The organism is Pseudomonas sp. 43NM1 (assembly GCF_002836905.1).
Lineage (GTDB): Bacteria > Pseudomonadota > Gammaproteobacteria > Pseudomonadales > Pseudomonadaceae > Aquipseudomonas > Aquipseudomonas prosekii.
On record NZ_MKGS01000013.1, the window covers coordinates 1 to 16,535 of the forward strand.

Sequence of the window (16,535 nt, forward strand, 5' to 3'; positions counted from 1 at the left end):
CACCGTCACCTCATTGGCCGACCTCAAGGTCGGCAAAATCGACGCAACCCACGCGTTTTCATCCTCCGCAGCACCGACCGTCACACCGCTGCCGCTGATCGACTTGGGCATCTGGACCTGCCACAAAATCCTCGGTATCGGCACCTGCGGCCCGGCGCGCGCCGCTTTTGCCGGCGGCGGCATCGCAATCATGGCGCAGAGCAGCGTCGGCCAGAACAGCCAGAATTTGCTCTACTCCAGCACCACGCCGTTCGCGACCCCGGCCAACCTCAAACTGGCGCCGAGCATTCAGTCGGTCGCACCGACGACCAACATCGTCGCCAGCCTGTCGAACACCCTCGCGGGGATCAATCTGATCGTCTACAGACCCGTCGGCAGCAACCCGCTGGGGTCGATTATCGCGGGCGTCGGCGGCCTGATCAGCGACGTCAGCAATATCCTCCAACCGCTGATCAGCAATCTGCTGAGCCCGCTGCTCGACCCGTTGCTGAACAATTTGCTCAAAGGTCTGGGGATCAATCTGATGGACGTCGAGGTCGGGGCCAACATGACCTGCGGCCAGACCGGCAGGGCCTATCTGGTGATTTAGTCGCGCGCATTTAACCTTCGGCAACCACCGGCAACTCAATGCAAAACCGCGCGCCTTCCAGCGAGTTCGCCACGCTCAGGCGTCCGCCCATGTTTTCGACGATGCCGTAACTCACAGACAAGCCGAGTCCGGTGCCGACGCCAATCGGTTTGGTGGTGAAGAACGGTTCGAAAATCCGCTCCAGCAACCGCGCATCAATCCCGCCAGCGTTGTCCTCGACCCACAGCCGCACCGACTGCGCGTCACGCTCGGCGGTCAGCGAAATCCACGGCTTGAACCCTCGATCCGCCTCACGTTTGCTCAACAGCGCATCCCGCGCGTTGACCAGCAGGTTGATCAACACCTGCTCCAGTTGATCGACATGCCCGCGCACGCGCGCCGTGAAGGTGTTTTCGCCGACCCGCAGTTCCACACCTTTGCCGCGCAAACCCTCGGCGAGCAGCGACAGCGTACCTTCGATGGCATCCAGTGGATTGAACGGCTGCTGCTCGATTTCCGAGCGCCGGCCGAACACGCGCATGTGATCAACCACCCGCGCCGCGCGCTGCACCTGCGCGTCGATGCGCTTGAGTTTGTCGCTGAGGTAATCGACTTGCACATCGCCGTTGTCGAGGCGCTTGAGCACGTTGACGATGGCCATGCGCATCACGTTCAGCGGCTGATTGATTTCATGCGCAAGCCCGGTGGCCATTTCGCCGAGGGTGGCCATTTTCGCGCTCTGGGTCAGTTGCTGTTGCGAGCGCCGCACCTCGGTGTTGTCGCGGCCGACCGCCTGGATTTCCAGCAAGCGACCCTGCTCATCGAACACCCCGCGATCCGACCAGACCCACCACGCATGTTCGCGGCCCGGTAGCTGCAAACTGATTTCGGCGGTGCTCACCGGCAGTTCCGGGGTCAGCAAACTCAGGCGCTGCAGAAACGCTTGGCGCTGTTCGTCCGACATCCAGCTGCCGAGGTTGACCCCCGGCAGTTGCGCCGGTTCGACCTCCATATACGTCGCCAGTGGCCGGTTGCCGAAACTCAAGGTCAGGTCCGGGCGGTAACGGCAGATCATCGCCGGCGAGTCTTCGACCAGAATCCGGTAGCGCTCTTCGCTTTGCCTGACCTGCTCGGCGGCGAGGGTGGCTTCGGTGACGTCCAGCCACAGGCCGACGGCTTCCACCGGCAGGCCGAGGTCGTCGCGCAGCAACTTGGCTTCGTCGAGCAACCAGTGGTAATCGCCGCGACAATCGCGCAGTCGATAGCGGGCGCGCACCGAGCCTTCGCGCAACAAGTGGCGGGTGCGCTCGAAGTAGCGGTCGCGGTCCTCGGGGTGCACGCGTTCGATCAGCGCAGCGGCGGCGCAGTCTTCAAGATTCCAGCCCAATAACGGCCCGAGGCTGGCGCTGAAAAATGTCGGTATCAGCGCGCCTTCGACATAGCGCTGGACGTAAATCACCGCCGGCGAACTGGCGATCAGATTGTCCAGGCGCGCATGCGCGGCGGCGGTGTGTTGTTGCTGATTTTTCATGTCGCTGATGTCGAGCATGAAACCCACCAGCCGCCGACTGTCGCCGCTGCCGATAGCCTGACCTTGCAACCGATACCAGATCGGTTGCTGTTGTTTATCCAGCTGCGGTTGATTCAGCTGCTGTTGATTCAATTGCGGCTGATGCAGCTGCGCGTCGCCACGGTGCAGGCGCACGCACAGGCTCAATGGCTCGTCATGCTGCTGCAAGGCGTGCACGCGGCTGCGCAATTCTTCCCGGTCGGCGGGGTGGATTTGCCGCAGCCAGTCATCCAGCGTCAGCCGCGTGTCGTCGAGTTGCAGGACGCTGGCGAGGGACGGCGCGAGGTGGATTTCATCGGCGCCGAAGACCTCCCACCAACCGGTGCCGAGCAAGGCCTGAAGCAATTCCATGCGTTCCAATTGCAGATGATGTTGCTGCTCGCGCAAGCGGCTGAGCAGCGGCCCGGCAAGTGCGCTGAGCAGCAGCAACCAATCGCGATCACCAAGCTCCGGCGCTTTTTCCTGGGCCGAATAAAAGCCGCACAGCAGCCACGCGGCGACCCCGCGATCATCGCAGTAAGGCACGGCAAAACCATCGGCGTGACCGAACAGCGCCTGCAAGCGCGGTTGTTGATCAAACAAGGGTTGGTGAGCGATTGGTTGATTGATGCCCGGCTGATTGCCGCTCAAATGCTGCGGCGCGGTGCCGTTGAGGCTGTCGAGCAGGGTGCCGAGCGGCTGCTGGTGGTGCCACAGCGCAGGGGCGTCGTGGGCGGCGAACTGGCGATGGATTTGCCAGCCTTGCGCCTCATCATCCAGCAATGCCAGCGCAACGCAGGGCATGTGCCAGCGCTGGGCGATGGTCTGCAATTGTTCGTCGACGATCACCGGCAGCCGCGCGAGGCTGCACGCGCGCAGGTGCTCGCTGACTTGCGCGGCCACGGCCTGACATTCTTCGCGGCTGCGCGCCTGATGCCGTTCGAGCAGCAAATCGCCGATGTCGATCAACTGCAATAACCAACCCTCGTTCGACGGTTGCACCCAACCGCGCAGGTGCAGGGTCTGCTCGCCGAGTCCGGGAAAGTCCAGGTCGAGCATCTGTCCTTGCCAGTCACCGGGCAGGCCTTCGATCACCAGCGTGCTGTGCGCCAGCACAAAGTCGTGCAGCGGCAATGGTTGATCGGCCGCCAGTTGCTGGGCGAGCACGTGCCGCAGCGACCCGGTCATGTGCAGCACTTGGCCGTGGTGATTCAGGTGCAAATGCAGACCGGCCGGGTGCTGCCGCGCGGGTTCGGGCAGTTCGGTGCTCGGGGTGTCGGGGCGCTTGAGCAGGCGCGCGAGCAGGTGATCGCCGGAGGTCAAAATTGCAGACTCGACGTGGCGCTGAGGTTGGCCGGCAAATTCGGCACGCTGCCCACGCCCGGCAACACCAGAAACGGAATGACCCGATTGAGTTTGCTGGTGGGGTAATTCACCGAGACCGTCAGCGTGCCATTGCCTGTGTTGTAGACCGCGCTGGTGTCGGCGCCGATCACCAGATCAAGCGCCGAGGGCATCCACGACAATTGCTGTTGCAGCGTGCTGGTGGCGGTGTTTTGCACCACTGTCGCGTAGCCCGGCGTGTTGGGATCGACCGCCACGCTGCGACGCACTGCTTCGGCGGTGGCGTGGTTGAACGACTGCATCAAGACGAACGGCAGGCTGTAACTGACCACGCCATAAAACACCGCGAAAAAAATCACGAACACCACGGCGAATTCTATCGCCACGGCGCCTTTTTGCTTGCTCGGGAGGCCTGCTTTCATGAGTGCGTCTACCCTGACAGTCACTGCGTAATGTCAGCATAGAATCATTCAGCCAAAACGGACGGTTTTTACCGGATGCAGAGCTTTGTCTTGATTATCTGGTTAGCGCTGTGCGCGGCGCAGGATGCGCGCCATCGGCACATCAGCAATGTGCTGACCCTCGGCGCGGGCGGGTTGGCGTTGGGCTATTTGCTGTGGACCGGGCGCACCTGGCTTGGCGCGGATGCGGCGCAGGGCGGTTGGGCATTTTTGCTGGCGCTGGCATTGACGTTGCCGGGTTACGCGCTGAAGCGCATGGGCGCCGGCGATGTGAAACTAATGACAGCTTTGGCTTTGGCGACCGACGGTATTCACCTGCTCGGTGCATTTATTGGCGCGGGCGTCGCCAGTTTGCTCTGGCTGCTGCTTGCGCCAAAAGTCTGGCTTTATATGGGTCAACGACTTAACGGAGAAATCCAGCATTTACCGGGCAATTCGTCAAAAAAGCTGCCCTATGCGCCTTTCGTACTGGTCGGTATGGCGGCGACGCTGATTTGGATCCACTAGTCGTGAAGCGTTTGTCGCGAGTTGTACAGACTGGGAAAGTCCGTCTACTTTGAATTTAGAGTACTTGTACGACTTGTGCCCATTAGTACAGGAATGGTCAGAGTTTCGACATTGCATGGAGTGGCAAGTGAACAAGTTAAGGTCTGCGGTAAAGGTCCTGGTAGTCGACGATCAGCCGCTGATTGTCGAAGAATTGTGTGAGTTCCTGGAGAGCAGCGGTTATCGCTGTGTGCCGTGCGAATCCAGTGCGCAGGCGCTTGAGCGATTTGCCGATGATGCCGAGATTGGTCTGGTGTTGTGTGATTTGCATATGCCCGACATGGACGGCATCGAGCTGGTCCAGGCGTTGCAGCGCTTGTGCGGCCGGGAGCGCGCGTTCGAGGCGATTATGTTGACCGGGCGCGCCGACAAGCAGGATGTGATCAAAGCATTGCGGGCCGGGATTGCTGACTACTACCAGAAGCCGATTGATCTCGATGAGATGCTCGAGGGGCTGCGGCGTCAGGAGGCGGCGTTGCATGAGCGGCAGAAGGATTTGCAGCTTGGGCATTTGAATCGCAAGTTGCAGTTTTTGTCTGAGTCGATTGATGACCTTTATCAGGATCTGGACAAGGTTCGGCGTGGGCCGGAGGTGGGTGATGGTGCTGCGGGTGATGCTGATTCGGTAGAGGTGCCGGCGATTTTTGATCAGTTGTCACCGCGGCAGTTGGATGTGGCGCGGCTGGTGGGCAAGGGCCAGACCAATTATCAGATTGCCTGCGAGTTGGGCATTACCGAGAACACGGTGAAGTTGTATGTGTCACAGGTTTTGCGCTTGACGCAGATGCACAATCGCACGCAGCTGGCTTTGGCGTTGTCGCCCGGCGTTGCGGGCTCGCGGGTGCGGGTGACTGCGCATTGAATTGCCCCGGCGTTCGGCCCCTTCGCTGGGGCCAGATGCCTTTGACCTTGTGGGAGCAAAGCTTGCTCGCGATGACAACCTGCCAGCCAACCAATCCCTCCCGAATGTACCCAACCCCCCTGTAGGAGCGAGCCTGCTCGCGATGCCTTTAGCCCATACCCCTGCCCCAAAAAACCTCACTCATTAACCTTGATTTCCCCCCCAGCATCCGGGTCGTAAAGGTCCGGGATTTCATACTGATATTTCTTCAACCAGCGCTGCATGGCGGCTTCCCGCTCCGCCGCGCTTTGGGTTTGTGATGTCTTGGAGGCAGCCTGGTTGCGGCTTTGCAGCACTAGCCAGCCTTCGGTTTCCTGTTGTTGTGGCGATGATGGGCCGGAGTCGATGGCGAGGGCGGTGACGGGAAGAGTCAGCAGAGTCAGTAAGGTCAGGCAGTAGAGTCTGTTCATGGTCGGCTCCTATTTCAGCGCCACCGGTTGGGTGTCTGCCGCGCTGGCGACTTGGTTGGTGGCGGTGGTTTTGCTCGGCTGCCGGAGTTTTTCTGCGCGGGCCTGGGCGTCGGTGAATTGTTGCGGTGTGAGGTGTGAGCGGCTGACCACTTCGGCGGCTTGTTGCCAGTTGTTTTGGTAGAGCAACAAGGTCACCAGGTTGGCCGCCGCCAAGGTGTCGTTCTGCTTGAGTTCGATGGCGGTGAGGAATTCGAATTGCGCGTCTTCCAGGCGTAGTTGGTTGAGGTAGACCACGCCCAGGTCGTTGCGGATTTTTTCGTTGGTGGGGGCGAGGCGGGCGGCGCGTTGCAGGTGCGATTGCGCTTGGCCGTAGTCGGCGCGGGCGGCGTAGAGTTGGCCGAGGCCTTGTTCGGCGTCGGCCGTGAGGCAACTGCCGAGCAGGCTTCGGTAGAGCGGTTCGGCTTCGCTGCGGCCCAGCAGGCGATAGACCTTGGCTTTGCGCAGGCGTACTTCGCCGAGGTTGTCGGGCAGGCTTTGCAGGTTGGCGAGGCTGGCGTGGAGTTTGCCGTCGTTGGCCAGATCGTCGGCCAGGTTCAGCGCCAGTTCCTGGTCGGAACTCAGCTTGCTGCAACTGGCCGGCGAGATCATCGCTGACCATGGCGCCTGGCCGTCGGTGGCGCAGCCGGTGAGCAGCAGCAGGCCGAATGCAGCGATCAATAGCTTCATTTTGTTCCCTCAAAAAGTGCGTGACTCACGATGCAAACGCTCGGGTCATGGCGGTCAAACCGGGGCCGGCGAGGACGATCAGCAGGGCTGGAAACAGGAACAGCATCATCACCACGGACATCTTCGCCGACATTTTCGAGATGTATTCTTGCAGCCGCGTCAGGCGTCGGTCGTCGAGCAGTTGCTTGAGCGCCAGCAGTGATTTCATCGCCCCGCCGCCCTGGTGGATCAGTTGCTGCAAGATCAAACAGGTGTCGCTGAATTCGTCCACCGCCAGCAGCAGCGCGGCTTTGTGCAACTCCTGGCTGAGTTCGAGGCCGGAGTCGACGCGGTTGAGGATCAGCTTCAATTCGCGGGTCAGTTGCGGCAGGAGTTTTTGCCCTTCGCTGCTGAGCACGCGCAGCGCTTGTTCGACCGCCATGCCCGATTCGAAAAGAATCCGCAGCAGCGGGATGAAGGTCGAGATTTCCGTGGCGATGATTTGCTGTCGGCGAGCGGCGGCGTAGGCGAGCAGGCGTTTGGGCAGCAAGTAACCGAAACCGGTGGCCAGCAGCGGCAACAACCAGCCGTTGGCGGCACCGGAGAAAAACACTTCTTTGACCGTCAGCCCGAGCCCCAGCATCAGCAGCGGCGTGCCGACCTGAAACGCCGCGTACACCGCGCGTTCATTGGCGCGGCGCCAGCCCAGGCGGCTGAGCAGGGTTTGCGTTTCGCTGTCGATGCTCACCGAGCGCTGGCCGAAGCGGCTGTTGCCGAGCACGCGCAACCAATTGCCGAAACGGTTCTCGCGGACCAATTGCCCCTGCAAGCGCAGCGTCACCTGGCGCACCCGGCGACGCGCTTGCAGCAAGTGATTGGCGACCAGCAGCAGGGCGCCGAGCAATAACATCAGGCTGGCGAGTAGAACCATCTCAGACACTCCGCAACATGCGCCACAGCGCCAGGCAACCGATCATTTGCAGGACCAGTGCGGCAATCAACATGACCTGCCCGCCCGAGTCGCTCCACATGCCGAGCATGTAGCCGGGATTGGTCAGCATGAAGTAACTCACCAGAATCATCGGCAGCGAACCGAGCACCCACGCGGTCATGCGCGTTTCACCGGTCATTGCGCGCAGTTGCCGAGCGCCCTGGTCGCGTTCGCGGATCAGTTTGATCAGGTTCTCCAGCAGCTCGCTGGCGTTGCCGCCGTAGCGATGATTGACCTTCAGGCCCAAGGCAAACATGCGCAGTTCGTCCTGTTCATAAAGCTCGGCAAAGTCGCTGACCGCGTCCGGCAAATTGACCCCGAGCTGCACGTTGCGCTGCACCCGGCCCATCGCTATTTTCAGCGGATCTTCGCTGGCGTCGATGCCGCCCATGACCGCGTCGCTCAGGGTTCGCCCGGATTTGAGACTGCGCACGGTGTAATCGAGCAACTGCGGCAATTGCTCGATCATGCGTTTCACGCGACGCCGATACAGCCACGAAATGTACAGCCGCAAGGTGATTGGCGGCGCCAGCAACAGGGTAAGCAAACCGACCCAATCGGCCAGCCAGTAACCGATCAACATTGCCAACGCCCACAGCAGCAACCAGCGCCCGAGGTGCTCCGTCGGGCGCCCGAGGCCGGCGCGTAAGAACATCCGTTCCAGACCGACCCACCTCACCTTGTCGGCAGCCATTTGCGGCTGACCGTGGGCCAGCCGATTGAGCACCCGCTCGTGACCGGTTTTGCGCATCCCGTGCGCGAACAGCCAACCCGACAAGCCGAGCAGCAGCAGGCAAATCACGCTGAGAATCATCGGGACGATCATGCCGAATGCTCCATGCCGTCAGCCCAGGCTCGACTCGTGGCGCAGCTTGTCACCCGCCGGGTTGATCGCCTCGCGCAGGAAACCGAAACCGCCACGGCGGTCGAGGCGGAACAAGGTGTTGGTGACGTAGACGTCTTCGCGCACGCCGACCACTTCCACCACTTCGCTGACGCAGCGTCGGCCATCGGGCATGCGCGTCAGTTGGATCACCACGTCGAGCGCGGCGCAGATCATCTGCCGCAGCGTGCGCTCGGCGATGGCGCGCCCGGTCAGGCCGACCAGGGTTTCCAGGCGCAGCAACGCGTCCTGCGCGTTGTTGGCGTGCACGGTGCTCATCGAACCGTCGTGGCCGGTGTTCATCGCGGTGAGGACGTCGAGCACTTCGACGCCGCGAATCTCGCCGAGGATGATCCGGTCCGGGCGCATCCGCAGGGCGTTGCGAATCAGGTCGCTGGCCTTCACTTCGCCGTGGCCCTCGGCATTTGGCGGGCGGGTTTCCAGGCGCACCACGTGCGGGTGGCCGAGTTGCAATTCGGCGACGTCTTCGATCGTCACCAGCCGTTCATGCGGATTGATCAACTGGCTGAGAATGTTCAGCAGCGTGGTTTTGCCAGTCCCGGTGCCACCGCTGATAAGGATGTTGCAGCGCTTGCCGACGGCGTTTTGCAGGAACTCGAAAATCGCCTGATCGATGGTTTGCATCGCCATCAGGTCGCTGCTTTTGAGCATGTCCTTGCGGAATTTTCGAATCGACAGGCACGGGCCATCGAGGGCAATTGGTGGAATGATCGCGTTGACCCGACTGCCATCCGGCATCCGCGCATCGACCATCGGCGATGACTCGTCGAGGCGTCGGCCGAGTGGCGCGAGGATGCGCTGCATGACGCGCTCGACGTGGTGCGCGTCGATAAACCGCAGGTCGCTGAGGTGCAGCACGCCTTCGCGTTCGATGAAAACGCGGTGCGGGCCGTTGACCAGAATTTCGGTCACCGCCGGGTCGCGCAGCAGCACTTCCAGCGGCCCAAAACCGGTCAGCTCATCGACGATTTCTTCGGCCAGTCGCTCCATCTCGTAACGGGAAATCGCCAGGTGCAAACGGGCAATGTATTCGGCGACTTTGTCGGTGACGAATTGCGCGAGCAACTGGCGCGAACCTTCCAGCAGGTTTTTCCCGGACTCTTCGATGGCGTCGATGATGTAGCGGTGCAGCACCAGTTTCAGGCCTTCGTGGTCGCTGTTGCCGGACGCGTTGCGCTGCGGCGCGCCGAAGAGTTTTTCGCCGGTCATTGCGTGCCCCTCAAGCGGTCCAGCCAGCCAGCCTTGGGTTTGGCCAGGCCTTCGGAGCGCTTGGCCAGGCGTTCGCCGAGGGTGCGCAGGCTCTGCGTGAGTTTTTCCCGTGGGGCCAATTCGAACAGCGTCACACCCTGGTTTTTCGCATTCAGGCGCACTTCCGGGCTGTAGGCCAACACGGCGATGACGTCGAGGTTGAAGGTTTTGCCGAGGGTTTCCGCGTCCGGCGCGATGTGGCTCAAGTAGCGATCAACCAGCAGTCGGCCGTGGTCGAGTTTCATGCCTTTTTCACGCCACAGATTGAGCACCGCGAGGTTGCGCCGGCAGTCGAGCACGTTCTGGTCGCTGTACCACAGCAACTTGTCGCAATGGCTGACAAAGGTGCGCAGCGCCTCGCTGTCCGGCTGCCCGGCGAGGTTCACGACGATGTGCTGGAAGTGTTGGCGCAAGGCGCTGAGCAGCATGTACAGCTCGGCGGCGCTGGTGCTTTCCAGCGGCTCGTCATGGTTGGCGTAGGCGAGAATCCGCAAGCCCGCCTCGGCGCTGGTGAAGGCGCTGTCGATCAGCGTTGTGTCGAGTCGGCGCAAGTGGCGCAACGCGTCGCCGAAGTGAAAAGAGCTCTCCAGCCCAAGCAATGCCAGGCTGTCGCCACGCGGCAAACCGAGGTCGAGCAGCAAGGTTTGTTGTCCGCTCTTTTGCACCACCAGCGCCAAGTGATTGGCCAACAATGCGCCGTCGCCATTGCTCTGGGTGCCGTACAACACGGTGAGCCCGCCGAGTTGGGTGTTCGACGCAACAGGCGGCAGGCGTTTGCTCAAGCGCCGCACCAGCCCGGCGACTTCGCTGGAACGTGAGCCGTACGCGACGAAATCCCGCGCTCCGGCGCGCATGGCGTTGAGCACCAATTGGTTGTCCATGCCATCGCCGAGGGCGACGATGGCGAGCATCGGTTTGGCTTCCAGCGCGCCCTCGATCAACGCGCTTTGCGCCACCACGTGCTCGCGGTCGAGGCCGACGAACACCAGGCTGGCGAAGGTCACGTCGACCAGCGCCAGCAGTTCATCAAGGCTGCCGCCACCGGCGCCGACCACTTGGCCGAGCGGCGCAAGCGCGCCTTGCAGCCATTCCAGATCGGTGCTGTTGCGGGTAATCGCGAGAAAGGTCTGGCTCAGGCTCTGGCTCATTGCGACAGTCCGCTGCGTTTGTCGAAGTTGCCGTTTTCGAGGAAAAACATGCGGTAGAAATTCGGGTCGTAGTTGCGCAGTTTTTCCCCCGGCAGCGACGGCAATTGCGCGTCTGCCGACAACGGTTGAACCAGGTGCGGGGTGACGATCATCAGCAGTTCGCGCTCTTCGCGATTGATCTGCGAACTGCGGAAAAACGCGCCCAGCACCGGAATGTCACCGAGCCCCGGAAACTTGTTGACCTGCGAACTGTTGCTGGTGCTGATCAGGCCGCTGATGACAAAACTCTCGCCGTCGGCGAGGGAAATGCTCGTGTCGGTGCGGCGGATGGTCAGCGCCGGCACGGTGGTGCCGGCGATGTTTACGGCGTTGCTGAAGTCCAGTTCGCTGACTTCCGGCGCGACTTTCAGGGCGATGCGATTGCGCCCGATGATGGTTGGCGTCAGGGTCAGGCGAATGCCGAACTCCTTGTATTCGATGGAGACGTTATCGCTGCCGGCGCTCGGCACCGGCACCGGAATTTCGCCGCCCGCCAGAAAGCTTGCGCTCTGCCCGCTCAACGCCACGAGGCTTGGCCGCGCGAGGGTGTAGGCAAATCCGCTGCCCTCCAGCGCGTTGATGATCATCATGGTTTTGCCGCCGATCCAGGAGAAGTTGAACAGGCTGTTGTCCACCGGCAAGCGCGGTGTCGGCACACCGTCGATGGGCGGCAACGTGCCCGGCGCCCCGAACAGAAAGTTGCCGCGCGTGCCGACCAATGACGCGGTGGCTTCCTTGAGTTTGGTGCGGCTGACTTCGACGAAGCGGATGTCGGTTTGCACCTGCGACGGCAGCGACGGGTCGTCGGATGGCAGCAGGCTGGCGCTGGTCAACGCGGCGGTGGCGCGGCCCTGGACGAACACCATGCTTTGACGCGGTTCGCTGGCGCAGGCGGTCCAGATCATCAGGCTGGTGGCGCCGGGCGCGATGCCGGTGAGCAAAAACGCCGAGCCGCCATTCGGGTGCACGTCGGCGATTTTTGGATCGCCGATCGCCAGGCGGGTGATTGCCACCGGTGATTGCAGGTCCTGTTGCAAGCCTTCACCGATCTCGATCACTGGCGGCAAACGTCCGAGCGCGGCGCAATTGCCGGTCACCGCGAGCGCGGCTTGCAGGGGCAGCAGCATCAGCATCAAAGCCCCGAGCAGGGTTTTGAACAGTGGCGAGGTACGACTCTGCATGCCGTGACATCCTTGATCAGTCATGGGGTTTGCTGGCTAATTTGATTGCCGCGAATCACTTCAATCGATGCCCGCGCCGCTGCGCTGTGGCCGCCGCTGGCCGGGGATTTCGGCGCCGCGCCGAGGGCCAGTTGCGTGAACTGAAAGAGCTGGCTGTTGGCGCTGTCGAGTTTGCCCGGCGCGGCGTCGGCGCCGGCCCAGTATTTGGCCAGGCGTTGCTCTTCACTGCTGCGCACCGCCAGGCGCAAGGTGCCGACCTGGGTCGCGAGCATCAGCCGACTCAGCAGTTGTTCGGGCACCGCGAGGACCACGGTGCGCGCGGCGATGCGGCGTTGATCCTGTTTGAGTTTGTCGTCGGCGCTGAGCGCGGGTGTGGCCGGTTGACCATCGTTGGTCAGGCCGTATTGTTCGCCGACGCCAAGCACGCGCATGGCCGGCACGACGATCTGCGCCGACTGCTGCAGGTTGCTGCTGTCCTGACGCAAAAACAGCAACACATCGACGTAATCGCCCGGCGTCAGTTGGCCCGCCGCACCGATCACTTCGTCCACGGCGACGGCGAGGGCGCGCTCATTGCTGCGGATCATCCGCGCCAACGCGCCGCCCGCTTCGAAGCTGTCATCGCTGAGCCAGGTGCCAGCCTTGAGATGCCGCCAAGGCGTGCGGCCGACGGCTTGATCGAGCGCGCCAAGACTGCCGGCGGGAGCGCTGCGAAGTTTTTCGATGGTCAGGTCGGCGGCAGTCAGTGGAGTGAAGGGCGGCACGTCGCGAGTCAGCACCACGACCGGTTGACGGGTCTGGTCTTCAGCGCTGGCAACGGTTTTTTCCACGGTGGTTGTAGTCGTCGGCGCGACCACGGGCGCCGCGACCGGAGCCGGTTGACGGCTGAGCACAAATCCCCAATAACCGACAAAAATCGCCCCGAGTAAAAGCAAGCCTGCGAGGCCTATGGTGACGCGACTGTTCATGACGGCTCTCCCTTTCCCGCTGCGCTGACATCCCGCATTTCCTGACGAGGCGTTTTCGCAATCAGGCAGCTATGAACATGAAACTATTTCGCTATTTGCACGCTAGTCGATCTAAAACAAAACGCCATTAGGGGCCGCTAAATATCTGACTTAAGTATGAGAAATGACCGATTAATCGCTGTTTCTGGTGCGGCGATTGCGACTAATGCTTTGTGATTAATCAGTTCTTACAGTTGTTGCCGAAGGCTTTGTTGACAATGCTCAAGTGGCACAGGGAAATCCCGTTGCAGCACCGTTTCGTCGGCGCCAGAGGCGCGAAGGAGTAGACGCATGATTCTCGAATATCTGTTGCTCAGAGCCCGGTTGTTTTTCAAGGACACTGAGGGCGCATCGGCCATCGAGTACGCGATTGTGGTTGCCATGGTGGCGGTGGTGGCGGTGGTGTTTATCGCGCCGGTGGGTACCGAGGTGCGGGCGATTTTCAACAATGTTCTGGTGGCCTTGGGCGGTACTGCGCAGCCTGCGCCGGCGCCTTGATTGGCGCGAATATCGCGCTTGGTCAATGAGCCGCTACACTCGGTTGCACATTCCGTCTTCAGGTGCCGCTTATGAATCCTTCTTCGCCGCCACGCCAACAGTTACTCCTGGTTGACGACGAAGAGGATGCATTGCTGGAACTGGCCGAGTTGCTGGAGGGCGAGGGGTTTGTCTGCTTCACTGCGACGTCGGTGAAACTCGCCCTGCATCACCTCACGCGCAACCCCGATATCGCCCTGGTCATTACCGATCTGCGCATGCCGGAAGAGAGCGGCATGTCGCTGATCAAACGCCTGCGCGAACACACCTCCCGCCAGCACCTGCCGGTCATCGTCACCTCCGGGCATGCCGACATGGAAGACGTCAGCGACATGCTGCGCTTGCAGGTGCTCGACCTGTTTCGCAAACCGATTTACCACGTTCGGCTGCTTGAGACGCTGAATAATCTGTTTTCTCGCAGTGGTGGGTGAACCTGTGGTTTTGCGGTGAATGTTGGGCCGCCATCGCGAGCAGGCTCACTCCCACAGGGGGCTGTGATCGGATCGAAATCTGCGTCCCGCCACCAATCCCCTGTAGGCGCTGAGCTTGCTCGCGAAGGGGCCGGCACATCCAACATCCCAGCAGCCTGACACACCGCCATCGCGAGCAAGCTCGGCTCCCACAGGATATTTGGTCAGTTCACAACATCTGCGTCCCGCCACCAATCCCCTGTAGGAGCTGAGCTTGCTCGCGAAGGGGCCGGCACATCCAACATCCCAGCCGCCTGACACACCGCCATCGCGAGCAAGCTCAGCTCCCACAGGGTTGATGGTTGGTCACCAGACCTGCGACCGCCACCAATCCCCTGTAGGAGCTGAGCTTGCTCGCGAAGGGGGCGGCACATCCAACATCCCTGTCACCTGACACACCGCTTTCGCGAGCAAGCTCAGCTCCTACAGGGTTGATGGTTGGTCACGAGATCTGCGGCCACCACCAATGCCCCTGTGGGAGCTGAGCTTGCTCGCGATGGCGGCCTGGCAGCCGCCGCGATTTCTTGCGCTACAGCTGATAACTGAAGCTCACGCTGTACCGCGGTCTTCGGTTGAAGGTGTCCAGCGCTTCATCGGACATCGGTTTCGCCGCTTCCAGCGCGACGTTGTAATACTTGGCGTCACCGAACCTCAGCCCCAGCGCCGCCGAGGACAGATTATTGCCCTGCACCGGCAACTCGTTGAACCAGGTTTTCGCGCGATCGAACACCACGTACGGTTGCAAAACCCGCACCCAACTGCCGTTGCGATTGAAGCTGTAATTCACCTCATACGCCACGCCCCAACCCTTGTCGCCGGACGCCTGATCATCGGGATAACCGCGACCAAAATTCTGCCCGCCAAACACCGCGCGTTCGCTGTCGGGCAAGGTGTCGTCGCTCCAGTACAGCGCGCCCGAAAGCACGCCTTGCCAGTTGTCGAAAAACTTGTCGCTCTGCACGCCGGATAACCGCAACCGCAGAAAATCCAGGTCCTGATCGGCATTGGTTTTCGCGCCCATGCCATCGATGCCTTGATACACGCCGCCGCTGAGAATCCGCAGTTGCCGGGCATTCGCCTTGCGCCAATCGCTCTCGAACGCGAGCGCGCGGATGTCGGTGCGCACCTCGACGCTGCGCGGATCGTCGACCACGTCGTAGCGGGTTTTATCGTTGACCGCATACAGCCGCGCGCCGGCGCTCAGGGTTTGATTCGGCGCGGCGATCAGCGCATGGCTGAAACCGATCGAATAACGATCATTCTCCCGATGCGGCTCCAGTTGCAGGCCGTTGGCGAGCAGCACGTTGGTGCCCGGTTCGGCGCGGTAGCGGGAGGCGGATAGACTCAGTTGCGTGCCTTCGGCATTGAGGAACTGCGCGTAGTCGAGCCGGTAGTAATGCTCTTTGTCCTCGCCCGGCGGAAACAGGCCGCTGAGGCTCAATTGTTCGCCCATCGACGTCTGCGCGTTGCTGCTGACCCCGAGCAAAGCCTGGGTGCCGCCGCGGCTTTTCTCAGTGGCGCTCAAGTTGCTGGTGAACGGTTTGCGACTGGCCTGCACCGCCAGATACGCGGCGCCATCGGTGGTGCCGGGCGGCGGCACTTGCGCCTGCAACGTCACGCCGGGAATCCGGCTCATCAGCGTGGTGTAACGCTCGAATGTCTTGCGCGTCAGCGGTCGTTCGGCTTGCAGTTTGGTCACCAGTTTATCCAGCAGACCCTTGACCCGACCGATGTCGCCCTGCAACTGATAATCCTTGATGTAACCCTCCACCAGCACCACGCGGGCGACGCCGTTATTGAACGACTGCTGCGGCAGAAATCCGTAGGACAGCAAGTAGCCGTCCTGCTGATAGCGACGGGTGATTGCGCGAGTCGCTTCGATCCATTCGGCGAGGCTGGTCTCGTGGCCGAGCAGCGGTTGAAAATTCGCCGCCAGTTCTTTGAGCGGGTAAATCGTCCCGCCCTCGATCTGCACGTTTTTGATCGTGACCTTGGTGCCCATGGTCAACGGCTGAGCCTGCGCGGCGCCAGGATCCGGCACTTGCAGCGGCGCCGTTTGCGGGCGATAAGCGTCCGCCGGCAGGTTCGGCACAGGAAGATTACGCGTGGTTTCGTTGCTGTTGAGAAAGCTCGGCAGGGTGTCGGCGAGGGCGAAGGAACTGACGCTGATTAACACGAGGGAAGCCATAACGCGCATAGGACACTCCATGGTCATATCGCAACATCCTTCGATTCGTCAGCTGACTGAACCAGAACCGCAGGATGTCCTGCTCCAAAAGAAAAAGCGGAAGACTCGAGTCGAATCTTCCGCCTCCAACCAAGCGTAGGCGCTGTAGATTGGGCCGTCGAATCGGCCAGGTGCAATTCAGTTTTTATTGCCGCCCAAACCACCGAGCAAACCGCCGAGTCCACCCGTGGCGCCAGTGCCCGAACCGCCGCTCGCGGCGCCGCCATTCAGCAGTCCGCCCACCGCGCCCACCGTCGCGCCGACCGTGGTGACGGTGTTGCCCACCGCCGCAACCACCG

15 protein-coding genes and 1 pseudogene are annotated in these 16,535 nt (G+C 61.7%); 5 read left to right on the forward strand and 11 right to left on the reverse strand.

The features are described 5' to 3' along the window. Positions 1 to 589: pseudogene (locus tag BI292_RS03175) on the forward strand (hypothetical protein); the annotation flags it as partial. Between the two features lie 10 nt (positions 590 to 599). Here BI292_RS03175 and BI292_RS03180 read toward each other — a convergent pair. Together BI292_RS03180 and BI292_RS03185 are read right to left on the reverse strand one after the other, a co-directional pair. Beyond that, positions 600 to 3,440 (reverse strand): ATP-binding protein, encoded by a 2,841-nt coding sequence (locus tag BI292_RS03180; protein WP_101206959.1) that lies wholly within the window; start codon positions 3,438 to 3,440, stop codon positions 600 to 602. Next, on the reverse strand, positions 3,437 to 3,883 hold the full coding sequence (locus BI292_RS03185; protein WP_101206960.1) for a TadE/TadG family type IV pilus assembly protein: 447 nt from the start codon (positions 3,881 to 3,883) through the stop codon (positions 3,437 to 3,439). Before BI292_RS03185 ends, BI292_RS03180 begins: the two co-directional genes overlap by 4 nt. 75 nt (positions 3,884 to 3,958) lie before the next feature. On the opposite strand from BI292_RS03185, the gene BI292_RS03190 reads away from it, so the two are divergent. After that, on the forward strand, positions 3,959 to 4,429 hold the full coding sequence (locus tag BI292_RS03190) for a prepilin peptidase (protein WP_101206961.1): 471 nt from the start codon (positions 3,959 to 3,961) through the stop codon (positions 4,427 to 4,429). 127 nt (positions 4,430 to 4,556) lie between these two features. Further along, positions 4,557 to 5,330 carry a response regulator transcription factor gene (locus tag BI292_RS03195; protein ID WP_101206975.1) on the forward strand — a complete coding sequence of 258 codons (774 nt, stop codon included), beginning with the start codon at positions 4,557 to 4,559 and terminating at the stop codon, positions 5,328 to 5,330. Positions 5,331 to 5,506: 176 nt separating this feature from the next. On the opposite strand, the gene BI292_RS03200 is transcribed toward BI292_RS03195, so the two are convergent. Genes BI292_RS03200 through cpaB form a run of 8 tightly spaced genes read right to left on the reverse strand, consistent with a single transcriptional unit; the run spans position 5,507 to position 12,963 of the window. After that, a complete protein-coding gene (locus tag BI292_RS03200; protein WP_101206962.1) occupies positions 5,507 to 5,779 on the reverse strand; it encodes a DUF3613 domain-containing protein in 273 nt (90 codons plus the stop codon). A gap of 9 nt (positions 5,780 to 5,788) precedes the next feature. Then, a complete protein-coding gene (locus tag BI292_RS03205) occupies positions 5,789 to 6,505 on the reverse strand; it encodes a tetratricopeptide repeat protein (RefSeq protein WP_101206963.1) in 717 nt (238 codons plus the stop codon). 25 nt (positions 6,506 to 6,530) lie between these two features. After that, a complete protein-coding gene (locus BI292_RS03210) occupies positions 6,531 to 7,415 on the reverse strand; it encodes a type II secretion system F family protein (protein ID WP_101206964.1) in 885 nt (294 codons plus the stop codon). Between the two features lies 1 nt (position 7,416). Further along, the gene (locus tag BI292_RS03215) at positions 7,417 to 8,301 is read right to left on the reverse strand and encodes a type II secretion system F family protein (protein ID WP_101206965.1); all 885 of its coding nucleotides are present in this window, start codon (positions 8,299 to 8,301) and stop codon (positions 7,417 to 7,419) included. Positions 8,302 to 8,319: 18 nt separating this feature from the next. Continuing rightward, positions 8,320 to 9,588, reverse strand: coding sequence for a CpaF family protein (locus BI292_RS03220; protein WP_101206966.1), 1,269 nt, complete (start codon positions 9,586 to 9,588; stop codon positions 8,320 to 8,322). Next, on the reverse strand, positions 9,585 to 10,775 hold the full coding sequence (locus BI292_RS03225) for a pilus assembly protein (protein WP_101206967.1): 1,191 nt from the start codon (positions 10,773 to 10,775) through the stop codon (positions 9,585 to 9,587). The genes BI292_RS03220 and BI292_RS03225 overlap by 4 nt, the downstream gene beginning before the upstream one ends. Continuing rightward, the gene (locus BI292_RS03230; protein ID WP_101206968.1) at positions 10,772 to 11,995 is read right to left on the reverse strand and encodes a type II and III secretion system protein family protein; all 1,224 of its coding nucleotides are present in this window, start codon (positions 11,993 to 11,995) and stop codon (positions 10,772 to 10,774) included. Before BI292_RS03230 ends, BI292_RS03225 begins: the two co-directional genes overlap by 4 nt. Positions 11,996 to 12,015: 20 nt before the next feature. Then, positions 12,016 to 12,963, reverse strand: a complete 948-nt coding sequence (cpaB, locus tag BI292_RS03235) for a Flp pilus assembly protein CpaB (protein WP_101206969.1) — start codon at positions 12,961 to 12,963, stop codon at positions 12,016 to 12,018. Between the two features lie 330 nt (positions 12,964 to 13,293). Between cpaB and BI292_RS03240 the strand changes: the two genes are divergently transcribed. Together BI292_RS03240 and BI292_RS03245 are read left to right on the forward strand one after the other, a co-directional pair. Continuing rightward, positions 13,294 to 13,500: a Flp family type IVb pilin gene (locus BI292_RS03240; RefSeq protein WP_101206970.1), complete on the forward strand. Its 207-nt coding sequence runs from the start codon at positions 13,294 to 13,296 to the stop codon at positions 13,498 to 13,500. A gap of 71 nt (positions 13,501 to 13,571) precedes the next feature. After that, positions 13,572 to 13,970 (forward strand): response regulator, encoded by a 399-nt coding sequence (locus BI292_RS03245; RefSeq protein WP_101206971.1) that lies wholly within the window; start codon positions 13,572 to 13,574, stop codon positions 13,968 to 13,970. A 568-nt stretch (positions 13,971 to 14,538) separates the two neighbouring features. On the opposite strand, the gene BI292_RS03260 is transcribed toward BI292_RS03245, so the two are convergent. After that, positions 14,539 to 16,206, reverse strand: a complete 1,668-nt coding sequence (locus tag BI292_RS03260) for a ShlB/FhaC/HecB family hemolysin secretion/activation protein (RefSeq protein WP_101206974.1) — start codon at positions 16,204 to 16,206, stop codon at positions 14,539 to 14,541. Positions 16,207 to 16,535: the final 329 nt, after the last annotated feature.

Excerpts from the sequence above, each read along its gene's own strand:
- BI292_RS03185 (WP_101206960.1), bottom strand. The coding sequence starts at position 3,883 with ATGAAAGCAGGCCTCCCGAGCAAGCAAAAAGGCGCCGTGGCGATAGAA.
- BI292_RS03190 (WP_101206961.1), top strand. The coding sequence starts at position 3,959 with ATGCAGAGCTTTGTCTTGATTATCTGGTTAGCGCTGTGCGCGGCGCAG.
- BI292_RS03200 (WP_101206962.1), bottom strand. The coding sequence starts at position 5,779 with ATGAACAGACTCTACTGCCTGACCTTACTGACTCTGCTGACTCTTCCC.
- BI292_RS03205 (WP_101206963.1), bottom strand. The coding sequence starts at position 6,505 with ATGAAGCTATTGATCGCTGCATTCGGCCTGCTGCTGCTCACCGGCTGC.
- BI292_RS03210 (WP_101206964.1), bottom strand. The coding sequence starts at position 7,415 with ATGGTTCTACTCGCCAGCCTGATGTTATTGCTCGGCGCCCTGCTGCTG.
- BI292_RS03215 (WP_101206965.1), bottom strand. The coding sequence starts at position 8,301 with ATGATCGTCCCGATGATTCTCAGCGTGATTTGCCTGCTGCTGCTCGGC.
- BI292_RS03220 (WP_101206966.1), bottom strand. The coding sequence starts at position 9,588 with ATGACCGGCGAAAAACTCTTCGGCGCGCCGCAGCGCAACGCGTCCGGC.
- BI292_RS03225 (WP_101206967.1), bottom strand. The coding sequence starts at position 10,775 with ATGAGCCAGAGCCTGAGCCAGACCTTTCTCGCGATTACCCGCAACAGC.
- BI292_RS03230 (WP_101206968.1), bottom strand. The coding sequence starts at position 11,995 with ATGCAGAGTCGTACCTCGCCACTGTTCAAAACCCTGCTCGGGGCTTTG.
- cpaB (WP_101206969.1), bottom strand. The coding sequence starts at position 12,963 with ATGAACAGTCGCGTCACCATAGGCCTCGCAGGCTTGCTTTTACTCGGG.
- BI292_RS03240 (WP_101206970.1), top strand. The coding sequence starts at position 13,294 with ATGATTCTCGAATATCTGTTGCTCAGAGCCCGGTTGTTTTTCAAGGAC.
- BI292_RS03245 (WP_101206971.1), top strand. The coding sequence starts at position 13,572 with ATGAATCCTTCTTCGCCGCCACGCCAACAGTTACTCCTGGTTGACGAC.
- BI292_RS03260 (WP_101206974.1), bottom strand. The coding sequence starts at position 16,206 with ATGCGCGTTATGGCTTCCCTCGTGTTAATCAGCGTCAGTTCCTTCGCC.